This is a genomic window from Streptomyces griseosporeus (genome assembly GCF_014656055.1).
Taxonomy (GTDB): Bacteria; Actinomycetota; Actinomycetes; order Streptomycetales; family Streptomycetaceae; genus Streptomyces; species Streptomyces griseosporeus.
The window spans coordinates 1,325,076-1,348,024 of record NZ_BNBR01000001.1; the positions used below are offsets into that span (position 1 = coordinate 1,325,076).

The window sequence follows — 22,949 nt, forward strand, 5'->3', positions numbered from 1 at the left end:
CTCACTCCCCGCCGCGCAGCACGGAGTTGCCCTCGTGGGTGGGCGCGGTGGCGGCGACGTCGAGGACGAGCCGGCCGCTCATGCCGTAGAACTCCACCGGGTTGCGCCACAGCACCCGGTCCACGTCGTCCTCGGAGAACCCCTCGGCCAGCATCAGGTCGCCGACCTTGCGGGTCTTCAGCGGGTCGCTGCGGCCCCAGTCCGCGGCCGAGTTGACCAGCACCCGCTCCGGGCCGTACGCCTTCAGCAGCGCGACCATGCGGGCCTCGTCCATCTTGGTGTCCGGGTAGACGGAGAAGCCGAGCCAGCAGCCGCTGTCCTTCGCCTCCTCGACGGTGGTCTCGTTGAGGTGGTCGAGCAGCACGCGTTCCGTCCCGAGCGCGGACTCCCGTACGGCGTCCAGGGTGCGGCGCAGCCCGGCGAGCTTGTCGCGGTGCGGGGTGTGCACGAGGGCGGGCAGGCCGTGGTCGGCGGCGAGCTGGAGCTGGGCGGCCAGTGCCTTGTCCTCGGCGGGGGTCATCGCGTCGTAGCCGATCTCGCCGACGGCGACGACGCGGTCCTTGACCAGCCAGCGGGGCAGTTCGTCGAGGACGGGCAGGCAGCGCGGGTCGTTCGCCTCCTTCGGGTTGAGGGCGATCGTGCAGTGGTGGGCGATGCCGTACTGGGCGGCGCGGAACGGCTCCCAGCCGAGCAGGGAGTCGAAGTAGTCGCGGAAGGTGGCGGGCGCAGTGCGGGGCTGGCCGAGCCAGAAGGCGGGTTCGACGACGGCGCGGACGCCCGCCGCCCGCATGGCCTCGTAGTCGTCGGTGGTCCGGGACGTCATGTGGATGTGCGGGTCGAAGATGCGCATCACACCTCCTGGTCGGCGTGGTGGAGCACGCGGTGCAGGTCCTCCGGTACGGCACGGCCCGCGGCGGTGCGTTCGGCGGCGTAGTCGCGCAGCATGCGGGCGAGTTCGCCGTCGCCGCGGGCCCGCTCGGCGAGGTCCGCGACGGCGTCCACGGGCACGCCGGTGAACAGGCACTTCAGGACGGCGTGCCGCCAGCCGTGCCGGTCGAGGTGGCGGGCGGCGTACGGTCCGACGGCGGCGGCCAGCAGCCGGGTGTCGTTGGTGCGCAGGGCGTCCTCGACGAGCGGGAGGGCGTCCGGGCCGGGTACGAGGTCGGGCAGCGCCCGCAGCACGGCGAGGCGTTCCTCGGCGGTGCCCTGGAAGTAGACCCGGGCCAGGGCGGTCGCGTCGGGGCGGGCCGCGGCGAGGATGCGGATACGGGCGGCCTCGGCGTGCGCGGGCCCGCAGCGGCGGCCCGCCTCGGCCAGGCGCAGCTCCCACACGGAGATCGGGCCCTGGCTGTTCGGGCGGGCGGCGGCCTCGGCGAGGGCCTGGTCGAGCCAGGCGCGGGCGGCACCGGGCAGGTCGTCGGTGGTGGGTCGGCTCATGGGGTGCTCCCTAGGGGGTGTCTCGTCGGTCAGGCCGGGCTCCCGGCGCCTGGCACCGCGCCTCGCCGCGTTGTCGTCGGTCCCCGACGCTCCGCGTCGACTCCCTCCTCCGCCTTGCGATGCACGGCACCAGACGCCGCTCGCTGATCCGGCCTGACCGACGAGACACCCCCTGGTGCGGTTTCCGCCGCCCGCCGCAGGAACGGCAGCGAGACGGCGGCCTGGTGGGGGCCGGCGTGGGAGTGGCGGGGCAGCTCGACGACGGTCAGGCCGCGGTAGCCGGCCGCGGCGAGGGCCGCGAGGACGGGCGGGACGTCGAGTTCGCCCTCGCCGAACGGCAGGTGCTCGTGGACGCCGCGCCGCATGTCCTCGATCTGCACATGCCGTAGCCAGGGTGCGGCATCCCGTATGCAGTCGGCGGGCGACAGCGGCTCCAGGCACAGGCAGTGGCCGATGTCGAGGGTGAGCCCGAGGGCCCCCGGGTCGCCGAGGGTCCGGCGCAGCCGGTGGAAGTCGGCGAGCGTGGCGAGGAGATGACCGGGCTCGGGCTCCACGGCGAGGGGCACGCCGGCGGAGGCGGCGGCGTCCAGGACGGGGCCGAGCGCGTCCGCGAGCCGCTTCCAGGCGGTGTCCTCGTCCGTGCCGGCCGGGAGGACGCCGCTGAAGCAGTGCACGGCGTGCGCGCCGAGCTCGGCGGCGACCTGGACGGCGCGCAGCAGCAGGCCGGTGCGGCGGTCCCGGTCCCGGGGGTCCGGGTCGAGCAGCGAGGGCCCGTGCTTGCGGCGCGGATCGAGGACGTACCGGGCTCCGGTCTCCACAGTGACCTGGAGGCCGAGCGCGTCGAGGCGCCGGGCGACCCGCCGGGTGCGCTCGGCGAGGCCGGGGGCGAGCGGGTCGAGGTGCATGTGGTCGAGGGTCAGGCCGACGCCGTCGTAGCCGAGGTCGGCGAGGAGCGCGAGGGCGTCGTCGAGGCGCAGGTCGGCGAGGCCGTTGGTGCCGTAGCCGAAGAGGAGGGGGCTGCCGGGCGTCATGTGATGCTCACCTTCCGGGCGAGGCGGGCCCCGAGCGGGGCGAGCGCGGCGGTGACCAGCGCGGTGCCCCGGGCCCCGGACCGCGCGGCGAGCGCCGCCTGCAGCGGCACGGTCGCCCGGATCCCGGCGCCGACGGCCCGCTGGGTGAGCGGGGGCGAGGCGTTGAGGACGGCGTGGGCGTAGGGGCGGGCCACGGTGGCGGCGTAGAGGGCGGTGAGGGCGGGGACGACTGCATGGGCCGGACGGCCGGGGGTGGGGGTGCCGGTGGGGCGGGATGCGCGGGTTCCGGCGGAGCGGGCCGCGAGTGCGCCGGAGAAGTACGAGGGGAGGGCACGGGTGAGGCGCTCGATGACCGCACCGGCGGAGCCCGGTGCGAGTGCGCCGGTGGGCGTCGCCGCGCCGGAAGCCGGCCCGGTGCGGGCGGAGGCGGGTCGGGTCAGGGCCCCGGCCAGCAGGGTCGTCGCCGTCAGTGCCGCCAGGGGGGCCAGCGGGGCGCCGCCGCGGGTCTCGGTGCGGGAGACGGTCGTGACGGCGAGGGTGTGGGTGCCGAGGAGGGCCGCCGAGGAGAGGGCGGCCCGGGTGCGGCCGGTCGTGGCCGCGGCGCCGAGCAGCAGGTCGAGGGCGCGCGCGGCCGCCATGGCCGCGGGTCCTGCCGGGGTGTGCTTCAGGACCAGGTCGTACGCCCAGACCGTGGCCGCCAGCGGTACGGCGACCATGAGGGCGGGGCGGCCGGCGCGGGCCGCGAGGCCCAGGCCGGCCGCCGTGAGCGCGCCGGCCGCGGTGAGCGCCGCCGCGGGGCGGACACGGCCGGACGGCAGCGGCCGGTGCGGGCGGTCCACGGCGTCCTCGGCGCGGTCCGCCCAGTCGTTGAGGGCCATCCCGGCCTCGTACAGGCACACCGAGGCGCCGGCGGCGAGCAGGGTGCGCCGGCCGGGGCGGGCGCCGGCCGCCGCCGTGCCGGCCAGGACGTCGCCGGGGACGGTGACCAGGGCGGGCAGCCGCAGCAGTTCGGCCCAGGCGCGCAGCCGCCCGGCCCGGCGCGCGGCGCGGCTCATCGGGTGGCCCCGGCGAGCCGGCCGGCGAAGGCGACGAGCGCCGCGTACTGCTCGCCCAGCGCGGCGGGCCCGTCCCCGACCGGGTCCTTGAAGTAGAAGCCCAGGTCGCTCAACGGCCCGGACAGGCCGATCTGGTGGGCGCGGGCGGTGAACCGGGCCAGGTCGAGCACGAGGGGTGCGGCGAGGGCCGAGTCGCAGCCCTGCCAGATGGTCTGCAGGACCATGCGGGTGCCGAGGAAGCCGTCGAAGGCGACATGGTCCCAGGCGGTCTTCCAGTCGCCGAGCGCCGGTACGTCGTCGATGTGGACCTCGCCCTCGGGTGCGGCGCCCAGGGTGTCGGCGAGGACGCGTTCCTTCCCGGCGTTCTTGGCGGCCGCGGCGGCCGGGTCGGCGAGGGCGGCGCCGTCGCCGCCGCCGAGCAGGTTGGTTCCGGACCAGGCGCGCACGGCGAGCGCCCGCTGCGCGAACATCGGCCCGAGGACGGCCCGGAGCAGCGTCTGCCCGGTCTTGCCGTCCCGGCCGGCGTACGGCAGTCCGCTCGCGGCGAGCGGCGCGGCGAGTGCCGGGTGGTGCAGCCCGGTGGAGGGCGTGAAGTTGACGTAGGGACAGCCGGCGCGCAGGGCGGCGGCCGCGTACAGGGAGCTGGGCGGCAGTTCGGCGCCGGTGGGGGCGGGTTCGGTGGAGGCGACGTTGACGACGACGGCCCGCGCCAGCCGGTGACGGTATACGAAATCCTGGATGTCGGATGCGAAGACGGTGATCAGCTCGTCGGCGTCGCGGGTGTCGCCGGGCAGCGGGCCGCCGGGGCGGATCTCCCGGTCGGCCGCGGCCAGTTCGGCGGCCACGGCCGACGGCAGGCCCGGCGGCAGCACGCCGCCCGCCGCGAGCTGTTCGGCCCGCTTGGGCAGCGGGCAGTCGGTGGTGTCGTGGCCGCCGAAGACGAGCGCGGTGAGCGGCGGCAGGCCGCTGCCGGCGCACACGGCCGTCTCGGTGACCAGGCCGGTGGGTGGGCGCAGGCCCGCGGTCAGCGCGGCGCAGCCCGCGACGACGGTGGTGGCGACGGAGCCGCGGGCGCCGACGAGCCAGACGCCGGCACGGTCTGCGGAAGGGGACGCGGGCATGGGGCAGCCTCCTGGTCGTACGCGGACAACCTGCGGGTGGGGGGAGCGGCGGGCGGGGGTCCGGCGTCCCCCGCCCGCCGCCGCTCAGTCGCCCTTGACGGGCGGCGCGGGCAGTTCCTTGATGCGGATGTCGCGGAAGGACACCTGGTCACCGTCACCGTGGTTCTGGATGCCGATGTGTCCGTCCGCCAGGCTCCGGGCCGGGTCGGTGTTGGTGAAGTCGTTGATCTTCACGCCGTTGAGCCAGACGCGCAGGCGTTCGCCCTGCACGCGGATCTCGTACGTGTTCCACTCCCCCGGCGGGTTCAGCGCGCGGTCGCGCTTCTTCAGGTCGGCGGACTGGAAGCCGTAGACGGACCCGGTGGTCTTCTCGGGCACGTCGGTGGCGTCGATCTGGACCTCGTAGCCGTTGTTCACCGCCGACCACGGGTCGTCCGAGGGCGGGAAGCCCACGAACACCCCGGAGTTGTCGTCGCCGGCCACCTTCCAGTCGAGCTTCAGCGAGTACGAGCCGAAGCTCCGCGGGGTGTACCAGAGCAGTCCCAGGCCGCCGGACGAGGTGAGCGTGCCGTCGGCATCCAGGGTGAAGGAGCCGGGGCCGGCCTGCTTCCACCCGTCGAGGGAGGTGCCGTCGAAGAGCGGCCGGTAGCCGTTCTCCGGCCGGCAGTCGGCCTGTGCGTCGCCGGCCGCGTACCGGATCCCGCCCAGCAGGTGGGCGCGGAAGGCGGGTTCGGCGTAGGACTCCTTGGTGTGGCCGCCGCCGGTGTAGAAGGCGCGGCCGCCCTGGTACTCCTGGCACCAGGCGATCGGATGGTCGCCGTTCATGGTGCCGCCGGTGTACGACGTCTCGTCGAGCGAGGCGAGGACATGGGCGCGGTCGCGCGGGTTGGAGCGGTAGTTGTACCACTCGTCGGTGCGCTCCCAGGTGCGGGCGAGTGCCGAGGTGGCCGGGTGGGCGCGGTCCTCGACGTCGACGGTGGCGGGCTGGATCGCCGGGTGCGACCGGAAGTAGGCGCCGGCGAGGCCGCCGTAGAACGCCCAGTCGTACTCGGTGTCGGCGGCGGCGTGGATGCCGACGTAGCCGCCGCCCTTGTGGATGTAGTCCTCGAAGGCGCTCTGCTGGGCGGTGTCGAGGACGTCCCCGGTGGTGGACAGGAACACCACGGCGTCGTAACGGCGCAGGGTGTCCGGGGTGAAGGCGCCCGCGTCCTCGGTGGCGTCGACGGTGTAGCCGGCCTCGGCGCCGAGCTGCCGGAGCGCGGCGACGCCCTCGGGGATGGAGTCGTGGCGGAAGCCGGCCGTCTTGGAGAAGACGAGGAGGTGCTTGCCGTCGCCGGGCTTGGAGACGGCCGGGCCGGTCAGGCAGCCGAGCAGGACGGCCGCGCCCGCGACCGCGGTGGTGAAGCGGGTGGTGGTGCGCACGGGGTGTCCTCCTCTCAGCTGGTGGTGAAGGTGAAGTCGTCCACGTCGAAGAGGGCTCCGGCGCCGCCCTTGAAGACGAGGTAGAGGGTGGTGGTGCCGCGCGGGGCGCGGGACAGCCCGGCCTGGACGTCCTGGAAGGTCTCCCAGCTGCCGGTGACGGGGACGGCGGCAGAACCGAGCAGGGTGCCCGTCGGGGAGCCGGCGCGGATCTCCAGGGTGCCGCCGGCGCCGCCGGAGGAGACCCGGGCGGTGATCTTCGTGGCGTTGCTCAGGACGTACGGGGTGAAGGAGATCCAGTCGCCGTTGTCGATGTCGCCGACGGTCCGGCCGCCGTGCGCGGCGTCCTTGGTGATGACGCTGACGCCGGAGCTGTCGCCGAAGTGCTCGGCCTGGCGGTGCTTCGGCTGGGCGACGGCCTGGTCGTGCGAGGTGAGCGGGGCCTGGCCGCCGCCTCCGTTGTCGGTGTACTCGGCGTCGAAGACACCGAAGATGTTGGCGTCCTCGTCGTGGCCGCCGTCGGCGCTGGTCTGGATGGTGCCGGTGCAGCCGTTGGCGGAGGTCACCGGGTGGCCGTGGCTGTCGTGACCGAGGACGAAGGTGACCTTGACCTTGGCGCAGTCGATGGCGGTGCCGTCCTCGGGGTCGGTGACCTTCACCTTGAACGGGATGGCGTCACCGAAGCTGAACAGCTGCCCGTCCTGCGGGAGTTCGAGGGTCACCTTGGGCGCGGTGTTTCCGACGACGATCCGCGTGCCGGCGCTGCCGGTGCGGCCGGAGGGGTCCTTCGCGGTCAGCGTGGCGGTGTAGGTGCCGTTCTTCTTGTACTTGTGGATGGGGTTCGCCTCGGTGGAGGTGCCGCCGTCGCCGAAGTCCCAGCTGTACGTGAGGGTGTCGCCGTCCTGGTCGGAGGTGCCGGCGGAGGAGAACTGCACCTTCAGCGGGGCCTGGCCCGAGGTGCGGCTCGCGGCGGCCTGGGCGACCGGGGAGTGGCCGTCGGTGGCGTTCTCGATGCGGTACAGGGCGGAGTTCTCGTCGCCGCCGAACCAGGCGAGGCCGTAGTCGAGGACGTACAGGGCGCCGTCGGGGCCGAACGCCATGTCCATCACCTGGGTGCCGGTCCACGGGAACGGGTTGATGGACTGCACGGTGCCGCTGCCGTCGGTGACGATCCGCTTGATCCAGCGCCGGCCGAACTCCCCGGCGAAGAAGTTGCCGTCGTAGGCCTCGGGGAACTTCACCGGCGAGTCGAGGGTGGCGTCGTAGTGGTAGACCGGGCCGCCCATCGGGGACTCCGAGCCGGAGCCGAACTCGGGGACGGAGCCGCCGTCGTAGGGGATCCAGGCGGGCTGTGCCGGGGGCAGGTCGGTCAGGCCGGTGTTGTGCGGGGAGGTGTTCTTCGGGGCGGCGCAGTCGAAGGCGGCGCCGGAGGTGCCGGTGGCGAAGTCGTAGTCGACGTAGGCGTCGTTGTCGCCGGTGCAGTACGGCCAGCCGAAGTTGCCGGGGCCGGTGACGCGGGCGAACTCGACCTGGCCTGCCGGGCCGCGGGCCGGGGAGGCGGTGCCGGCGTCGGGGCCGTAGTCACCGACGTAGAGGACGCCGGTCTGCTTGTCGACGCTGAAGCGGAAGGGGTTGCGGAAGCCCATGGCGTAGATCTCGGGCCGCGTCCTGTCCGTGCCCGGCGGGAAGAGGTTGCCCTCCGGGATCGAGTACGAGCCGTCGGCGTTGACCTTGATGCGCAGGATCTTGCCGCGCAGGTCGTTGGTGTTGCCGGAGGTGCGCTGGGCGTCGAAGCCCGGGTTACGGTTCGCGCGCTCGTCGATGGGGGTGTAACCGTCCGACTGGAACGGGTTGGTGTCGTCGCCGGTGGACAGGTACAGGTTCCCCGCCGCGTCGAAGTCGATGTCGCCGCCGACGTGGCAGCACAGGCCGCGGGTGGTGGGCACGTCGAGGATCTTCGTCTCGCTGGCGGTGTCGAGGGTGCCGTCGGTCTTCAGCACGAACCGGGAGAGCCGGTTGACGCCGTCGAAGGGCGCGAAGTCGGCGGCGGTGCCGGTCTCGGGGGCGTCGCCCGCGGGGGTGTTCAGCGGGGGCGCGTAGTAGAGGTAGATGAAGCGGTTGGCGGCGAAGCCGGGGTCGACGCCGACGCCCTGCAGGCCCTCCTCGTCGTGGGAGTACACGGCGAGCTTGCCGGCGATCCTGGTGTTGCCGGCGGCGTCGGTCAGGCGCAGTTCGCCGTCGCGGGAGGTGTGCAGGACCGAGCGGTCCGGCAGGACGGCCAGCGACATCGGCTCGCCGACCTCCGGCTCACCCTTGGCGAGGGTGACCTGCTGGAAGTCCTCGGCCGCGGCGGCGTCCGGGCCGGTGACGGCCGCGCCGGCCGGGGGTGTGGTGAGGGTGAGGGTGGCTCCGGCCAGCAGGGCGCCGGCGAACAGGGCGAGTGCCCGGCGCAGCCGTGAGCGAGGGGATCTGGTGGTGCGGTCGTTCCCGTGCACGAATGCCTCCAGAAGGGGCCGGTTGTACGGGCGGGTGCGGTACGCCGGGATGCGCCGTCATCCCGGAGAAGGGGAAAGGGGTGTCAGTTGCCGAACGCCGCGTCGAACGAGGCCGACGGGGGTTCGAAGTCGTAGGCCTTCAGGCGGGTCAGCGCCTCGGGGGCGCCCTGCAGCCGGTCCATTCCGGCGTCCTCCCACTCCACGGAGACCGGGCCCTGGTAGCCGATGGAGCGCAGCATGCGGAAGACGTCCTCCCAGGGGACGTCGCCGTGCCCGGCGGAGACGAAGTCCCAGCCGCGGCGGGGGTCGCCCCAGGGCAGGTGGGAGCCGAGGCGGCCGTTGCGTCCGTCGAGGCGCTTGCGGGCCTCCTTGCAGTCGACGTGGTAGATCCGGTCGCGGAAGTCCCACAGGAAGCCGACCGGGTCGAGGTCCTGCCACACGAAGTGGGAGGGGTCGAAGTTGAGGCCGAAGGCCGGTCGGCGGTCGACCGCGTCCAGTGTGCGGACGGTCGTCCAGTAGTCGTAGGCGATCTCGCTGGGGTGGACCTCGTGTGCGAAGCGGACGCCCTCGGCGTCGAAGACGTCCAGGATCGGGTTCCAGCGGGTGGCGAAGTCCTCGTAGCCGCGGTCGATCATCGCCTCGGGGGCGGGCGGGAACATGGCGACCAGGTGCCAGATCGCGGAGCCGGTGAAGCCGATGACGGTGTCGACGCCGAACGCGGCGGCGGCGCGGGCGGTGTCCTTCATCCGGTCGGCGGCCCGCTGCCGTACGCCCTCCGGGTCCCCGTCGCCCCAGACGGCGTCCGGCAGGATCGCGCGGTGGCGTTCGTCGATGATGGCGTCGCAGACGGCCTGCCCGACCAGGTGGTTGGAGACCGCCCAGCACTTCAGGCCGTACTTGTCGAGGAGCTGGTGGCGGCCCGCGAGGTAGGCGGGGTCGGTCAGGGCCTTGTCGACCTCGAAGTGGTCGCCCCAGCAGGCGAGTTCGAGGCCGTCGTAGCCGAAGTCGCGGGCCAGGCGGCAGACCTCCTCCAGCGGCAGGTCGGCCCACTGTCCGGTGAAGAACGTGAACGGGCGCGGCATCGGTGGCAAGCCCTCCTCAGACGGCGATCGGCGTGTAGACGGAGTTCTTCTCGGCGCTCTCCTCCACCGCGGCGAGGACGCGCTGCACCTGGAGCCCGTCGGCGAAGGAGGGTTCGGGCGCGCGGCCCTCGGCGACGGCGAGGACCAGGTCGCAGGCCTGGTGGACGAAGGTGTGCTCGTAGCCGAGGCCGTGGCCCGGCGGCCACCAGGCGTCCAGGTAGGGGTGGCCGGGCTCGGTGACGAGGATGCGGCGGAAGCCGGCGTGGTCGGCGGGTTCGGTGCCGTCGTGGTACCAGAGCTCGTTGAGCCGTTCGAGGTCGAAGGCGAGGGAGCCGCGCTCGCCGTTGAGTTCGATGCGCAGGGCGTTCTTGCGGCCGGTGGCGTACCTCGTCGCCTCGAAGGAGGCGAGGGCGCCGGAGGTGAACCGGCCGGTGAACAGGGCGGCGTCGTCGACGGTGACCGTGCCGGTACCGGCCGACGACACGGCGGCCAGGCCGCTGGTGGGCGCGCTGGGCAGCGGGCGCTCCCGGACGAACGTCTCGGTGAGCGCGGAGACGCCGGCGAGCGGTTCGCCCGCGAGGTACTGGGCGAGGTCGACGATGTGCGCGCCGAGGTCGCCGAGGGAGCCGGAGCCGGCGTGTTCCCTGCGCAGCCGCCAGGTCAGCGGGAAGGCGGGGTCCACCAGCCAGTCCTGGAGGTACGTCACTCTGACGTGCCGCAGGGTGCCGAGGCGGCCCTCGGCGACCATGCGGCGGGCGAGGGCGGTGGCGGGCACCCGGCGGTAGTTGAAGCCGACCATGGCCACCTGGCCGCGCCGCCGTGCCTCGTCGGCGGCCCGCACCATGGTCTCCGCCTCGGCGACGGTGTTGGCCAGCGGCTTCTCGCACAGGACGTGCTTGCCGGCGGCGAGCGCGGCGACGGCGATCTCGGCGTGGCTGTCGCCGGGGGTGCAGATGTCGACGAGGTCGATGTCGTCCCGGGCGATCAGGGCGCGCCAGTCGGTCTCGGCGGCCGCCCAGCCGTGCCGGTCGGCCGCCGCGCGCACGGCGGCCGCGTCGCGGCCGCAGACCGCGGCGAGGACCGGCCGGCGGGGCAGGTCGAAGACGCGGCCGACGGTGCGCCAGCCCTGGGAGTGGGCGGCGCCCATGAAGGCGTACCCGACCAGGCCGATCCGCAGCGGCGGCTTGCCGGCAGGGGTGTCCGGACGGGCCGGGGTGTCCGCTCCGGCCGCGGTCTCCGGTCGGGCCGGGGTGTCCGGTCCGGCCGCCGGGTCTGCTGCGCGCCGGGCGTCCGCCTCGGCCTCCGTGTCCGCCGGCTGCTGCGGCTGTCCCATGGATGGGTCCTCCTCGTCCTCGTCCTGGTGGGGTGGTGCCGTGGGGGGTGCGGGCTGATTCGGCTCAGCGGAAGCCGGTGGACATGTACTGGTCGACGTTGGTCTTGTCGACGACGGCCGAGTAGAGGGTGAGCGAGGCCGGGATCTCGTACTCGGCGAGGCCGCCGACGCCCTTGCCCTGGCCGAGGGCGCGGGCGAGGTCGATGGCGGAGGCGGCCATGGTGGGCGGGTACAGGACGGTCGCCTTGAGCACGCCGTTGTCCTGCTTGATGGCCTGGAAGGCGGAGAGGGCGCCCGCACCGCCGACCATGAGGAAGTCGTCGCGGCCGGCCTGCTCGATGGCGCGCAGGGCGCCGACGCCCTGGTCGTCGTCGTGGTTCCACAGCGCGTCGAACTTGGGCTGTGCCTGCAGGAGCTGGGCCATCTTGGCCTGGCCGGACTCGACGGTGAACTCGGCGGCCTGGCGGGCGACCTTCTTGATGTTGGGGTAGTTCTTCAGGGCGTCGTCGAAGCCCTGGGTGCGCTGCTTGGTCAGCTCCAGGTTGTCCAGCCCGGCCAGTTCGATGACGCGGGCGTCGGGCTTGTCCTTGAGCTTCTCGCCGATGTAGTGGCCGGCGTTGAGGCCCATGCCGTAGTTGTCGCCGCCGATCCAGCAGCGGTAGGCCTGCGGGGTGTTGAAGATGCGGTCGAGGTTGACGACGGGGATCCCGGCGCGCATGGCCTTCAGGCCGACCTGGGTGAGGGCCTTGCCGTCGGCGGGCAGCACGACCAGCACGTCGACCTTCTTGTTGATGAGGGTCTCGATCTGGCCGATCTGCTGGGCGGTGTCGTTGGAGCCCTCGGTGATCTCCAGGGTGACGTCGGAGTACTTCTCGGCGCGCTTCTTGGCGTTGTCGTTGATGGCGTTGAGCCAGCCGTGGTCGGCCTGCGGGCCGGCGAAGCCGATGGTGACGTGCTTGCCGGGCTTGTCGTCGGCCGCGGACTGGCCGTTCGCGGCCGGGGTCTCGTCCTTGGACTCGTTGCTGGTGCAACCGGCGAGGAAGGCACCGGCCGAGACGGCGGCCGTCCCGAAGAGCAGTCCTCTGCGTGAGGTGACACGTGACACGGGGTGGGACATGGCGGGGAACCCTTTCCTCAGGTCGTGCTCGCGGTACGGCGCTGGACCAGCACGGCGGCGACGATGATCGCGCCCTTGGCGATCTGCTGGACGTCGCTCTGCAGGTTGTTCAGGGCGAAGATGTTGGTGATCGTGGTGAAGATCAGGACGCCGAGCACGGAGCCGGTGATGGTGCCGCGGCCCCCGCTGAGCAGGGTGCCGCCGATGATCGCGGCGGCGATGGCGTCGAGTTCGTACAGGTTGCCGTTGGTGTTCTGGCCGGAGCCGGACAGGACGATCAGCAGGAAGGCGGCGATGCCGCAGCACAGCCCGGACAGCAGGTAGAGGTAGAGGCGCTGGCGGCGGACGTCGATGCCGGCGAGCCGGGCGGCCTCCGCGTTGCCGCCGACGGCGACGGTGCGCCGGCCGAAGGTGGTGCGGTTCAGCACCAGCCAGCCGGCGATCGTCACGGCTGCGAAGACCAGCACGAGGGGCGGCACGCCGAGGACGTAGGAGTCGCGTTCGCCGAGGTCGAGGATGCCGTCGACGGTGACGATCTGGGTGCGGCCGTCGGTGATCTGCAGGGCGAGGCCGCGGGCGGAGGCGAGCATGGCGAGGGTGGCGATGAAGGGGACCATGCCGCCGTAGGCGATGAGCAGTCCGTTGACCAGTCCGCAGCCGACGCCGACGATCACCGCGGTGAACAGGATGCCGGCGAAGCCGTACTCCTGGGTGGCGACGGTGGTCGCCCAGACCGAGGCGAGCGCGACGATCGCGCCGACCGACAGGTCGATGCCGCCGGAGGTGATGACGAAGGTCATGCCGACGGTGACGACGCCGATCACCGAGGCCTGGGTGAGGACGAGTTGCAGGTTGCGGGTGTCGAGGAACTCGTCGGGCTTGGTGACGCCGCCGATCACGACGAGCGCGGCGAGCACGCCGAGCAGGGACAGGGTGCGGACGTCGGTACGGCCCATCAGCCCGCGCCAGGCGGGCAGTTCGCCCGCCGGGGCCGTCTTTCCGGTGCCGTCCCGCGGTGGTGACACATGCTGCGTCATGACGCCGGGCTTCCTTCCATGACGAGGTCGAGTACGCGGTGTTCGTCCAGCTCCCCCGCGGGCGCGGTGTGTACGACGCTGCCCTCGCGGAGCACCAGCACCCGGTCGGCGAGGCCGAGCACCTCGGGCACCTCGCTGGAGACCAGCAGGACGGCGAGCCCTTCGTCGGCCAGCCGGCGGACGACGGCATACAGTTCGGCGCGGGCGCCGACGTCGACGCCGCGGGTGGGCTCGTCCAGCAGCAGGACACGGCAGCCGCGCAGCAGCCAGCGCGCGAGGACGGCCTTCTGCTGGTTGCCGCCGGACAGGGTGCGCACGGGCACGGACGGGTTGTCCGGCCTGAGGGACAGCTCGCGGGTGGCGGCGCGTGCGGCGGCGCGTTCGGCCCCGCGGTCGATCCAGCCCGCGCGGGAGAAGCGGGACAGCGAGGAGACGGAGACGTTGCGGGTGACGGACTCCAGCATCAGCAGCGCCTGCGCCTTGCGCTCCTCGGGGGCGAGGCCGACGCCGGCCCGGACGGCGGCGCGGACGCTGCCGGGGCGCAACGGCCGACCCTCGACCAGCACCTGACCGGCGGTCGGCTTCCGTGCGCCGTATACCGTCTCCAGTATTTCGGACCGCCCGGAGCCGACCAGACCCGCGAGGCCGACGATCTCTCCCGCGTGGACCTCCAGGTCGAGCGGGGCGAACTCGCCGTCTCGGGCCAGTCCGCGCACCTGGAGCACGGGCGTACCGGTGGGCGGCGCGGCGGGCCGCTCGGGGAAGACGTATTCCATGGTCCGGCCGGTCATCAGGGAGACGACCTCGCGGGTGGGGGTGGTCTTCGCGGGGAGCCCGCCGGCCACGGCACGGCCGTCCTTGAGGACGGTGACGCGGTCGCCGATGCGGCGGATCTCCTCCAGCCGGTGGGAGATGTAGACGACGGCGACGCCGTCGGCGGTGAGGTCGCCGACGATGCGGAAGAGGTTGTCGACCTCGTCCGGGTCGAGCGCGGCGGACGGCTCGTCCATCACGATGAGCCGGACGTCGTGGGAGAGGGCGCGGGCCATGGAGACGATCTGCTGCTGGGCGGCGGACAGGTCGCCGACGAGCCGGCCGGGGTCGATCTCCGGGTGCCCCAGCCGCTTGAGCAGCGCGGCCGTCGACGCCTTGGCCGTGCGGCGGCGTACGACGAACCCGGCGGCCGTGGGTTCGTGGCCGAGGTGGACGTTCTCGGCCACTGACAGGTGCTCCACCAGGTCGAGTTCCTGGTAGATGGTGGCGATGCCGAGGCGCATCGCGGCGATCGGCGAGCGCAGGACGACCTCCTCGCCGCGCCAGCGGATGGTGCCGGTGTCGGGCTGGTGGGCGCCGGCGAGCACCTTGATGAGGGTGGATTTGCCGGCACCGTTCTGGCCGAGCAGGCAGTGCACTTCACCGGCCTGGACGTCGAGGTCGACGCCGTCGAGGGCCCGTACTCCGGGGAACGACTTGGTGATGCCGGACATGCTGAGCAGAGATGGTGGTGAGGCCATGCGGATCTATCCCCTCGGCGCGGACGTGCGGGGGCCGGTTCAGGGCAGGGCGAAGCGGCGTGCGGTGCGGGTGGGGTGTGCGGACGCGGGTGCGCTGGGTGCGGGTGCGCTGGGTGCAGGTGGGTGTGCGGGTGCGCTGGGTGCGGGTGGGGTGTGCGGGTGCCTGAAGGCGGGTGGAGCGTGCGGGTGCGGTGAGTACGGTGAGTACAGGTGGGGCGTGCGGGAGGGTCGGCTCGGTTACGCGGGCGAGAACAGGTGGTCGCTGATCAGCCGGGCCGCGCCGATGACTCCGGCGGTGGGGCCCAACTCCCCCAGGACGATGGGCAGGTTGCCGGTCGCCAGCGGCAGCGACTGGCGGTAGACCTGGGTGCGGATCGCGGCGAGCAGGGTGTGGCCGAGTCCGGTCACACCGCCGCCGATCACCACCAGGCCGGGGTTGAAGAAGCTGACGAGCCCGGCGATCACCTGGCCCGTGCGGGTACCGCCCTCGCGGATCAGCTCGAGGGAGGTGGCGTCGCCGGCGGCGGCCGCGGCGGCCACGTCGACGGCGGTCAGGGTGCCGTGCGTCTCCAGCCGGGAGGCCAGTTCCGCGGACAGGCCCTGGCGGGCGGCCTCCACGGCGTCGCGGGCGAGCGCGGCACCGCTGAAGTGGGCCTCCAGGCAGCCCCGGTTGCCGCAGGCGCAGGGGCGGCCGTCGGGTACGGCCTGGATGTGGCCGATGTCGCCGGCGCTGCCCGTGACACCGCGGTGGACGGCGCCGCCGACGACGATGCCGCAGCCGATACCGGTGCCGATCTTGACGCAGAGGAAGTCGCCCACGGAGCGTGCGACGCCCGCGTGCATCTCCCCCGTCGCCATCAGGTTCACGTCGTTGTCGACCATGACGGGGCAGCCGAGTTCCTGGCTGAGCGCCTCCCGCACGGGGAAGCCGTCCCAGCCGGGCATGATCGGCGGCGCCACCGGGACGCCCTCGGGGAAGCGGACTGGGCCGGGGACGCCGATGCCGGCGCCGTCGAACCCCTCCGCGAGCCCCGAGTTCCTCAACTTCTCCGCCATGGAGAGGACTTGCTCGAAGACCGCGACCGGTCCGTCGCGGACGTCCAGGGGGTGGTTGAGATGGCCCAGGATCTCCAGTTCGGCGTTGGTGACGGCGACGTCGACCGAGGTCGCGCCGATGTCGACGCCGAGGAAACGCAGGCCGGGGGCGAGCCGGATGTTGTGGGAGCGGCGTCCGCCGCGCGAGGCGGCGAGTCCGTCGGCCACGACCAGGCCCGTCTCCAGCAGCCGGTCGACCTCCACGGCCAGTTTCGACCGGGACAGATCGATCTGATCGCCCAGCTGCGCGCGGGAGTTCGGTCCCTGGTCGCGCAGCAGCTTCAGCAGCCGGGCCTGATGGGCGTTCGCGGGTCGTGCCGTCATGCGTCTCACGTGCCCCTCCCCGCCTCAATTCGGCCACTGTCGTCGGGCTTTCGAGGGGAACGTAGCAGTGACTGTTGAAGGTGGGAAGAAGTCGCGCACGGATTCCCGCAGACTTTTTCCACTGACAGGACAAAGAAGAGGGCGAGCCGGTACGGCGGATGGGGTCCGGACAGCGCGACGGCGGCCCCGCGCCACGGGACCGCCGTCAGGCCGAAGAGGCGGTCAGGAGCCCGAACGGGCGTGGTAGGACCGCCGGGTGTGCTCGGTGTGGTCGCGCATGAGCCGGGTGGCGAGGTCGGCGTCCCGGGAGACGATGGCCCCTATCAACGCCTGGTGTTCGATCCACGACTTGTGACCGCGCTGCCGGGCGACCGGCGTGTGGTATCAGCGGACCCGGCGCTCGACCCGGGCGGCCAGCTCGGCGAGGACGGCGTTGCCGGCCAGCTCCATGATCTTGGCGTGGAAGCGGGCGTTGAGCGCGACGGCGGCGTCCACGTCGTCGGCCTGGACGGCCTTCACGCCCTCGGCGACGATCTCCTCCAGCGCCTCGATGCCCGCGGCCGTGGCGTAGAGCGCGGCGAGCCGGGCGGCCTCGGCCTCCAGCAGCGTACGGACCGTCAGCAGCTGGTCGGCCTCCTCCTCGGTCGGCTCGTGCACGAACGCGCCCTGGGCGGGCCGCAGGTCCACCCAGCCCTCGGTGTTGAGCCGCTGCAGCGCCTCGCGCACGGGCTGCCGGGAGACTCCGAGGTGTCCGGCGAGTTCGCTCTCGACCAGGTGCCGGCCGGGCGGCAGGGCGCGGGTGGTGATGAGTTCGAGCAGCGCCTCGTAGACACGTTCGCGCAGCGGGCCGGGGCGCTCCAGCCTGGGCACCGCACCGTGCGGCAGTCCTTGCGACAACATCGGTCCCCCTCCTCGGCACGGACGCCCAGTGTCGACTGTCCTTCGTCGACAGGCTACGGCGCACAAAAGCCCGGAGGGGGAGCGGAGCCGGCCGTGCACACCGGGGCGTCGGCGACCGCGCAGGGCCGCCGCAAGGAGACTCGTCCCCTCAGGGTTCGGCCCCTCGGGGTTCGGCCCCTCAGGGTTCGGCCCCTCAGGGTTCGGCCCCTCAGGGTTCGGCCCCTCAGGGTTCGGCCCCTCAGGGCTCGGGCCCTAGGGGCAGCGCACGACCTGCCCCGCGTACGACAGGTTGCCGCCGAAGCCGAACAGCAGGACCGGGTCGCCGGTGGTGATGCCGCCCTGTTCGACGAGCTTGGACAGGGCGAGGGGGATGCTGGCCGCGGAGGTGTTGCCCGATGCGGTGACGTCACGGGCGACCACGGCGTTGACGGCGCCGATGCGCGCGGCGAGCGGTTCGATGATGCGCAGGTTGGCCTGGTGCAGGACGACGGCGGCGAGGCCCTCGGGGGCGATCCCGGCGCGCTCGCAGGTCTGCCGGGCGAGCGGCGGCAGTTGGGTGGTGGCCCAGCGGTAGACAGTCTGCCCCTCCTGCGCGAAGCGGGCGGGCTCGCCCTCGATCCGTACGGCGTGCCCCATCTCGGGCACCGATCCCCACAGCACAGGCCCGATGCCGGGCTCGGTGCCCTCGGGGCAGGCCTCGACCACGGCGGCGCCCGCGCCGTCACCGACGAGGACGCAGGTGGTGCGGTCGGTCCAGTCGGCGACGGCGGACATCTTGTCGGCGCCGATGACGAGCGCGCGGCGGGCGGCGCCGGCCCGGACGGTGTGGTCGGCGGTGGCGAGGGCGTGGGTGAAGCCGGCGCACACCACGTTGAGGTCCAGCGCGGCGGGCCGGGGCACGCCGAGCCGGGCGGCGACGCGGGCGGCGGTGTTCGGGGAGCGGTCGACGGCGGTGGAGGTGGCGACCAGCACCAGGTCGATGTCGCCGGGGGTCAGGCCGGCCGCGGCAAGGGCCTTGGCGGCGGCGTGCGCGGCGAGTTCGTCGACGGGCTCGTCGGGTCCGGCGATGTGCCGGGTCCGGATGCCCACCCGGGTCCTGATCCACTCGTCACTGGTGTCGACCATGCCGGCCAGGTCCTCGTTCGTGAGCACCTTGGCGGGCTGATAGTGGCCGACGGCGGCGATGCGTGAGCCGTTCATCGGTGGCGTTCCCCCTCGTGGCCTCGGGTAGCGGGATGCACCAGTCTGATCAGTGACCCACGGGTACGAGGGCAGGTGAAGCGACAGGAATCGGGCGCCGGGGTTGTCGGCTTCCCTCAGCGCCGCCCTGGGGTCACGCGGACGTCCCGCGCGCCCCGGACGTCTCCGGCGCCTCGTCCGCGCGCGCCCCGGCCAGGACGGCGTCGAGCAGCCCGGGATAGCGGGCGTCGAGGTCGTCGCGGCGCAGCGACAGCAGGTTCTCCCGTCCGGAGGGGTGCTGCCAGATGACGCCGCTCTCCCGCAGGACCCGCCAGTGGTGGGTCATGGTCGACTTGGCGGTGATCCCGAGGACGTTCAGCACGCTGGTGCAGTTGTGCTCGCCGCCGGCGTCGAGCACGCGGACGACGGCGAGGCGGACGGGACTGCCCAGGGCGGACAGCACGCCGTCGATCCGGATCTGGTCGCGGTCGGGGTGACGGCTCATGGTTCAACAGTACCCGTACAGACGAACGGATTGACCGCACGACACCGATCGTACGTATAGTGGCGAACAATCGAACGTACGTATAGATACGAACGATCAGGGGCGCGACCCCACCGACCCGAGGGGCAACCTGGCATGTCCTCATCCTTAAAGTCGTCCATGGCGTCCCGCTGGACCCTGGCGCTGCTCGCGCTGGCGCAACTGCTCTACGCGCTCGACCTCAACATCGTGTTCGTGGCCCTGCCCGAGATCGGCCGGGACCTGGGCTTCCCCGGCCAGACGCAGCAGCTGGTGGTCAGCGCCTACGTCGTCTTCGCGGGCGGTTTCCTGCTGTTCGGCGGGCGGGCGGCCGACCTGCTGGGCCGCCGCCGGATGTTCGTCCTCGCGCTGTGGCTGTACGCGGCCTCGTCACTGGCCGGCGGACTCGCGACCGGGCCCGGGGTCATCATCGCGGCCCGTGCCGTGCAGGGCATCGCCGGCGCCCTGCTGCTGCCCTCGACGCTGTCGCTGATCAACACCCTGTTCGAGGAAGGCCCCCGGCGGAACCGGGCACTGGCAGTCTGGGGCGGCGCCGGGGCCAGCGGCCTGACGATCGGCGCGCTGCTCGGGGGCGTCCTGACGGAGAACTTCGGCTGGCACGCCGTCTTCTACGTCAACGTCCCGCTGGGCGCGGCCATCGCGCTGGGAGCGCTGTTCGTCGTACCGCGCGACCCGGGCCGCACCGTACGGTGCGGCTTCGACCTGCCGGGCTCCCTCAGCGTCACCGGAGGCGCCACGCTGCTGGTGTTCGCGCTCGTCGAGGGGCCCGAACGGGGCTGGGGCGACGGCCTCGTGGTCTGTGCCCTGGTCGTCGCCGCTCTCCTGCTGGCCGTGTTCGCGGTCGTCGAGGCGCGCAGCGCCGACCCGCTGATGCCGTTCCGGCTGTTCCGCAACCGCCACCTGACGGTCGGCATGGCCGTCACCTTCCTCTACATGGCGACGTTCGGCGTCCTGCCGTACTTCCTCACCGTCCTGATGCAGACCGTGCACGGCTACGGCGCCCTGCGCACCGGCCTCGGCTTCCTGCTCCCCTCGGTGGCGATCGCCGCCGGCACCCAGCTCGGGGAGCGATTCGCCGGCCGGATCGGTACCCGCACCACCCTGGTGACCGGGTTCGTCACCGGCGCGATCGGCACGGCCGTGCTCGCCCTCGGCTTCGACGCCGACGCCGGTTACGGCCTGCTCGTGCCCGGTCTGGTCGTCTCCGGTGTGGGCCAGGGCATCGTCTGGACCGCGATGTGGATCGTCGCCGCCACCGGCACCGCCCCCCAGGAGCAGGGCGTGGCCAACGGCATCGCCTCGACCGCGCTGAACATCGGCAACGCGATCGGCCTGGCGGTGTTCACCGTCGTCGCCGACCTGGGCACCGAGGGCAGGACGGGCGGGGCGCTCAGGGCCGCCACCGCCGACGGCGGGGCCCTGGTCGTCCTGCTCACCGCGGCGGGCATGGTGGCCGGCCTGCTCGCCACGCTCACCCTGCGGCGCGGCCCGTCACGGGCGGCCGCGTCCGTCGCGGAGTACGAGAAGGCGCCGGCCGCGCGCTGATCCGGGGCCGGGGCGGTGGAGCAGGGGGCTCTCCACCGATCCGGGCTTGGCCGGTGGAGCAGGGGGGCTCTCCACCGGCCCGCGCTCCTCCCCGGCCCGCGCTCCTCCCCGTGCAGGACAATGAGATCGTGAAGGTCACCTCCCCGCACGACGACCCGGTGACCCACGGCAACCTCTGCAGCAAGGGCGGCTTCAGCTGCCGGCACGTACGGAACCGGGACGGACGGGACTGAGCGCACCATGGGACGAGTCACCGAACGACGCAAAGTGATCCGCATCCGCGACGGCGCGGTCTCGTCCCGCGCGGACACCCTCGTCGCCGAGGAACCGCTGGAGATCCGCCTCAACGGCAAACCCCTCGCCATCACCATGCGCACCCCTGGCGACGACTTCGCCCTCGCCGCGGGCTTCCTCGTCAGCGAGGGCGTCCTCGCCGAACAGGCCGAACTGCAGAACATCGTCTACTGCGCGGGCGCCACCGCCGACGGCTCCAACACCTACAACGTCGTCGACGTCCGCACCGCACCCGGCGTCGCCCTCCCCGACATCACCCTCGAACGCAACGTCTACACCACTTCCTCCTGCGGCCTGTGCGGCAAGGCCAGCCTCGACGCGGTCCGCACCACCGCCCGCTGGCCCATCGCCGACACACCCCCGCTCCGCATCGAACCCGGCCTGCTCGCGGGCCTCCCCGACCGGCTGCGCGCCGCCCAGCGGGTCTTCGACCGGACCGGAGGACTGCACGCCGCAGCCCTCTTCGACGAGCACGGCGAACTCCTCGACATCCGCGAGGACGTCGGCCGGCACAACGCCGTCGACAAGCTCGTCGGCCGCGCCCTGCGCGACGGCCGCCTCCCCCTCAGCCGGACGATCCTGCTGGTGTCCGGGCGGGCCTCCTTCGAACTCGCCCAGAAGGCCGTCATGGCCGGCATCCCCGTGCTCGCGGCCGTCTCCGCGCCCTCGTCCCTCGCCGTCGACCTGGCGGTGGAGACCGGGCTGACCCTGGTGGGCTTCCTGCGGGGCCCCAACATGAACGTGTACGCGGGCGAGGACCGCATCACCCTGCAGGCGGCGACCGCCCAGGGCTGACCGCTTGATGGGTCGGTCGCCTGCGGGGCGCCTTCTGCCTTCGGCTCCCTCCCGGCCGGTGTCCTGGGGACACACGCCCATGGTGGGCCCTTGCCCCGCGCCCCGGCCACGCCCCCGGCTCAGTCCTCCTGCGTCGCGATGCGGCGCAGCACCCCCAGGAAGCGCTCCCGCTCCGTGGCCGTCAGAGGGGCCAGCAGCGCCTCGTTCGCCTCCCGCGCCGCCTCCTCGCACCGCCGCAGCATCCGCTCCCCCTCCCCCGTCAGGCTCACGGCGTTCTTGCGGCGGTCCGCGGGGTCGGGCCGGCGGACGACCAGGCCGGAGGTCTGCAGGTCGTTGAGGACGCCGACCAGGTCCTTGGGGTCCAGGCCGATGCTGCGGCCCAGCTCGGCCTGCGCGACCGGGCCCAGGTCGCGTACGGCGGACAGCACCACGTGGTGCCACATCTTCATGCCCTGCTCGGCCAGCGCGTCGGCGACCAGGGCGCGTCCGCGGGCGGCGGCGCGGCCGAGCAGCCAGCTGGGCAGGGAGCGGATCGCGGGGAGGGGCGCTTCGGGCATGGCGGAAGCCTAACGGAAAGTCATTGGGGTTCCCTATGAAAAACCGTTGGGAATCCCCACGGGTTTCGTTATCGTTGGGAGCACCAACGGTTCCCTGCCTCTGGAGGTGCTTCATGCGCCGCGTCCGCTATACGTCCCCCGGCGGCCCTCTCTTCGTCGAAGAGGTCCCCGTGCCACGACCCGGCCCCGGTGAGCTGCTGGTGCGCTGCGCGGCCGTCGGCGTCACGCTGCCCGTCGTCCGCAAGGTCACCGAGGCGGCCGAGCCGATCGCGCTCGGCGGGGAGGTCGCCGGAGAGGTCGTGGCCGTCGGCGACGGCGCCGGACGGTTCCGGGCCGGCGACCGGGTGACCGGGCTGTGCTTCGGGCACGGCTACGCCGACTACGCCGTGCTGCACGAGGCGATGGCCTCACCGGTGCCCGAGTACGCGTCGTACGTCGACGCCGTCGCCCTGGTGCGCAGCGGCCTCGTCGCCCTCGGTGCGCTGCGGGCGGCGCGGCCGGAGCCCGGTGAGGCGGTGCTGGTGACGGCGGCGGCGAGCGGGGTGGGGCACCTCGCCGTCCAGCTCGCGCGCGCCCTGGGCGCGGGCCGGGTCGTGGGTGCCGTGTCCGACGCGGGCAAGGCGGACTTCGTGCGCTCCCTCGGCGCCGACGAGACCGTCGTCTACGGCGACGACGGCTGGGGCGCGCCCGTGGACTGCGTCCTGGACGCGGTGGGCGGCGACCTGCTCTCCCCCGCGCTGGCCGCGCTCGCGCCCGGCGGCCGGCTGGTGGCGTACAGCTCGGGCGGCGGGACCCTCCAGGCGTACGACCTGCTGGTGGGCGGCAAGTCGGCGATCGGGTTCCAGCTGGGGCTGGTCGCCCGCCGGGAACCGGAGCGCTACGAGACCTGGCGGCGGGAGCTGTGGGAGCTGTTCGAGACGGGCGCCGTTCGGCCCGTCGTGCACGGAGAGTTCGCGCTGGAGGACGCCGCGGCGGCGCACGCCCTGATCGAGGCGCGGGGCAACCGGGGGAAAGTCGTACTCCGCCCGTGACCTGCCCGGGTGCGGTGTTCGGGGGGTGGCTGCCGCTGGACGAG

At 73.3% G+C, this 22,949-nt stretch carries 19 protein-coding genes and 2 pseudogenes; 4 read left to right on the plus strand and 17 right to left on the minus strand.

The window, feature by feature from the left end; all coding sequences use genetic code 11:
* Nucleotide 1 precedes the first annotated feature (1 nt).
* The 16 genes and pseudogenes from IE308_RS05850 to IE308_RS05925 form a co-directional block, all read right to left on the minus strand.
* Nucleotides 2-850: a TatD family hydrolase gene (locus IE308_RS05850; RefSeq protein WP_190216858.1), complete on the minus strand. Its 849-nt coding sequence runs from the start codon at nt 848-850 to the stop codon at nt 2-4.
* The gene (locus tag IE308_RS05855; RefSeq protein ID WP_373314482.1) at nt 850-1,470 is read right to left on the minus strand and encodes an EboA domain-containing protein; all 621 of its coding nucleotides are present in this window, start codon (nt 1,468-1,470) and stop codon (nt 850-852) included. Before IE308_RS05855 ends, IE308_RS05850 begins: the two co-directional genes overlap by 1 nt.
* Nucleotides 1,467-2,468: a sugar phosphate isomerase/epimerase family protein gene (locus IE308_RS05860; RefSeq protein WP_190216860.1), complete on the minus strand. Its 1,002-nt coding sequence runs from the start codon at nt 2,466-2,468 to the stop codon at nt 1,467-1,469. Before IE308_RS05860 ends, IE308_RS05855 begins: the two co-directional genes overlap by 4 nt.
* Entirely contained in the window at nt 2,465-3,523 is a 1,059-nt protein-coding gene (locus IE308_RS05865; RefSeq protein WP_190216861.1) for an SCO3242 family prenyltransferase, read from the minus strand. Before IE308_RS05865 ends, IE308_RS05860 begins: the two co-directional genes overlap by 4 nt.
* Nucleotides 3,520-4,644: an inositol-3-phosphate synthase gene (locus IE308_RS05870; RefSeq protein ID WP_190216862.1), complete on the minus strand. Its 1,125-nt coding sequence runs from the start codon at nt 4,642-4,644 to the stop codon at nt 3,520-3,522. The genes IE308_RS05865 and IE308_RS05870 overlap by 4 nt, the downstream gene beginning before the upstream one ends.
* Before the next feature lie 84 nt (nt 4,645-4,728).
* Nucleotides 4,729-6,066: a ThuA domain-containing protein gene (locus tag IE308_RS05875; RefSeq protein WP_190216863.1), complete on the minus strand. Its 1,338-nt coding sequence runs from the start codon at nt 6,064-6,066 to the stop codon at nt 4,729-4,731.
* A gap of 14 nt (nt 6,067-6,080) precedes the next feature.
* Nucleotides 6,081-8,558: a PQQ-dependent sugar dehydrogenase gene (locus tag IE308_RS05880; protein WP_190216864.1), complete on the minus strand. Its 2,478-nt coding sequence runs from the start codon at nt 8,556-8,558 to the stop codon at nt 6,081-6,083.
* Nucleotides 8,559-8,641: 83 nt separating this feature from the next.
* Nucleotides 8,642-9,640, minus strand: a complete 999-nt coding sequence (locus IE308_RS05885) for a sugar phosphate isomerase/epimerase family protein (RefSeq protein WP_190216865.1) — start codon at nt 9,638-9,640, stop codon at nt 8,642-8,644.
* A 16-nt stretch (nt 9,641-9,656) separates the two neighbouring features.
* Nucleotides 9,657-10,973 (minus strand): Gfo/Idh/MocA family protein, encoded by a 1,317-nt coding sequence (locus tag IE308_RS05890; RefSeq protein WP_190216866.1) that lies wholly within the window; start codon nt 10,971-10,973, stop codon nt 9,657-9,659.
* A gap of 64 nt (nt 10,974-11,037) precedes the next feature.
* The gene (locus tag IE308_RS05895; RefSeq protein ID WP_190216867.1) at nt 11,038-12,090 is read right to left on the minus strand and encodes a substrate-binding domain-containing protein; all 1,053 of its coding nucleotides are present in this window, start codon (nt 12,088-12,090) and stop codon (nt 11,038-11,040) included.
* 17 nt (nt 12,091-12,107) lie between these two features.
* Nucleotides 12,108-13,127, minus strand: coding sequence for an ABC transporter permease (locus IE308_RS05900; protein ID WP_190216868.1), 1,020 nt, complete (start codon nt 13,125-13,127; stop codon nt 12,108-12,110).
* Nucleotides 13,124-14,641, minus strand: a complete 1,518-nt coding sequence (locus tag IE308_RS05905) for a sugar ABC transporter ATP-binding protein (RefSeq protein ID WP_190216869.1) — start codon at nt 14,639-14,641, stop codon at nt 13,124-13,126. The genes IE308_RS05900 and IE308_RS05905 overlap by 4 nt, the downstream gene beginning before the upstream one ends.
* Nucleotides 14,642-14,878: 237 nt before the next feature.
* On the minus strand, nt 14,879-16,060 hold the full coding sequence (locus tag IE308_RS05910; RefSeq protein ID WP_190216870.1) for an ROK family transcriptional regulator: 1,182 nt from the start codon (nt 16,058-16,060) through the stop codon (nt 14,879-14,881).
* A 222-nt stretch (nt 16,061-16,282) separates the two neighbouring features.
* Nucleotides 16,283-16,960, minus strand: a pseudogene (locus IE308_RS05915) (GntR family transcriptional regulator).
* 252 nt (nt 16,961-17,212) lie between these two features.
* Nucleotides 17,213-18,160: a beta-ketoacyl-ACP synthase III gene (locus IE308_RS05920; RefSeq protein WP_190216871.1), complete on the minus strand. Its 948-nt coding sequence runs from the start codon at nt 18,158-18,160 to the stop codon at nt 17,213-17,215.
* A gap of 133 nt (nt 18,161-18,293) precedes the next feature.
* Entirely contained in the window at nt 18,294-18,644 is a 351-nt protein-coding gene (locus IE308_RS05925) for an ArsR/SmtB family transcription factor (RefSeq protein WP_110633003.1), read from the minus strand.
* 135 nt (nt 18,645-18,779) lie between these two features.
* Here IE308_RS05925 and IE308_RS05930 point away from each other — a divergent pair, with 135 nt between their 5' ends.
* From IE308_RS05930 to fdhD, 3 genes and pseudogenes are all read left to right on the plus strand, one after another.
* Nucleotides 18,780-20,228, plus strand: coding sequence for an MFS transporter (locus IE308_RS05930; protein ID WP_190216872.1), 1,449 nt, complete (start codon nt 18,780-18,782; stop codon nt 20,226-20,228).
* A gap of 104 nt (nt 20,229-20,332) precedes the next feature.
* Nucleotides 20,333-20,461, plus strand: a pseudogene (locus IE308_RS36790) (2Fe-2S iron-sulfur cluster-binding protein); the annotation flags it as partial.
* Between the two features lie 7 nt (nt 20,462-20,468).
* Complete coding sequence (fdhD, locus tag IE308_RS05940; RefSeq protein WP_190216873.1) at nt 20,469-21,317, plus strand: formate dehydrogenase accessory sulfurtransferase FdhD; 849 nt, start codon at nt 20,469-20,471, stop codon at nt 21,315-21,317.
* A gap of 119 nt (nt 21,318-21,436) precedes the next feature.
* Here fdhD and IE308_RS05945 read toward each other — a convergent pair whose 3' ends face one another.
* Nucleotides 21,437-21,874, minus strand: a complete 438-nt coding sequence (locus IE308_RS05945; protein WP_190216874.1) for a MarR family winged helix-turn-helix transcriptional regulator — start codon at nt 21,872-21,874, stop codon at nt 21,437-21,439.
* 113 nt (nt 21,875-21,987) lie between these two features.
* On the opposite strand from IE308_RS05945, the gene IE308_RS05950 reads away from it, so the two are divergent.
* Nucleotides 21,988-22,905: a quinone oxidoreductase family protein gene (locus IE308_RS05950; protein ID WP_190216875.1), complete on the plus strand. Its 918-nt coding sequence runs from the start codon at nt 21,988-21,990 to the stop codon at nt 22,903-22,905.
* Nucleotides 22,906-22,949 lie beyond the last annotated feature (44 nt).

Bases quoted from the DNA above. Each gene is read 5' to 3' on its own strand.
- IE308_RS05930 (WP_190216872.1), top strand. From the start codon at position 18,780: ATGTCCTCATCCTTAAAGTCGTCCATGGCGTCCCGCTGGACCCTGGCG.
- IE308_RS05890 (WP_190216866.1), bottom strand. From the start codon at position 10,973: ATGGGACAGCCGCAGCAGCCGGCGGACACGGAGGCCGAGGCGGACGCC.
- IE308_RS05895 (WP_190216867.1), bottom strand. From the start codon at position 12,090: ATGTCCCACCCCGTGTCACGTGTCACCTCACGCAGAGGACTGCTCTTC.
- IE308_RS05905 (WP_190216869.1), bottom strand. From the start codon at position 14,641: ATGGCCTCACCACCATCTCTGCTCAGCATGTCCGGCATCACCAAGTCG.
- IE308_RS05900 (WP_190216868.1), bottom strand. From the start codon at position 13,127: ATGACGCAGCATGTGTCACCACCGCGGGACGGCACCGGAAAGACGGCC.
- IE308_RS05945 (WP_190216874.1), bottom strand. From the start codon at position 21,874: ATGCCCGAAGCGCCCCTCCCCGCGATCCGCTCCCTGCCCAGCTGGCTG.
- IE308_RS05910 (WP_190216870.1), bottom strand. From the start codon at position 16,060: ATGACGGCACGACCCGCGAACGCCCATCAGGCCCGGCTGCTGAAGCTG.
- IE308_RS05865 (WP_190216861.1), bottom strand. From the start codon at position 3,523: ATGAGCCGCGCCGCGCGCCGGGCCGGGCGGCTGCGCGCCTGGGCCGAA.
- IE308_RS05850 (WP_190216858.1), bottom strand. From the start codon at position 850: ATGCGCATCTTCGACCCGCACATCCACATGACGTCCCGGACCACCGAC.
- fdhD (WP_190216873.1), top strand. From the start codon at position 20,469: ATGGGACGAGTCACCGAACGACGCAAAGTGATCCGCATCCGCGACGGC.
- IE308_RS05885 (WP_190216865.1), bottom strand. From the start codon at position 9,640: ATGCCGCGCCCGTTCACGTTCTTCACCGGACAGTGGGCCGACCTGCCG.
- IE308_RS05950 (WP_190216875.1), top strand. From the start codon at position 21,988: ATGCGCCGCGTCCGCTATACGTCCCCCGGCGGCCCTCTCTTCGTCGAA.
- IE308_RS05860 (WP_190216860.1), bottom strand. From the start codon at position 2,468: ATGACGCCCGGCAGCCCCCTCCTCTTCGGCTACGGCACCAACGGCCTC.
- IE308_RS05870 (WP_190216862.1), bottom strand. From the start codon at position 4,644: ATGCCCGCGTCCCCTTCCGCAGACCGTGCCGGCGTCTGGCTCGTCGGC.
- IE308_RS05920 (WP_190216871.1), bottom strand. From the start codon at position 18,160: ATGAACGGCTCACGCATCGCCGCCGTCGGCCACTATCAGCCCGCCAAG.
- IE308_RS05925 (WP_110633003.1), bottom strand. From the start codon at position 18,644: ATGAGCCGTCACCCCGACCGCGACCAGATCCGGATCGACGGCGTGCTG.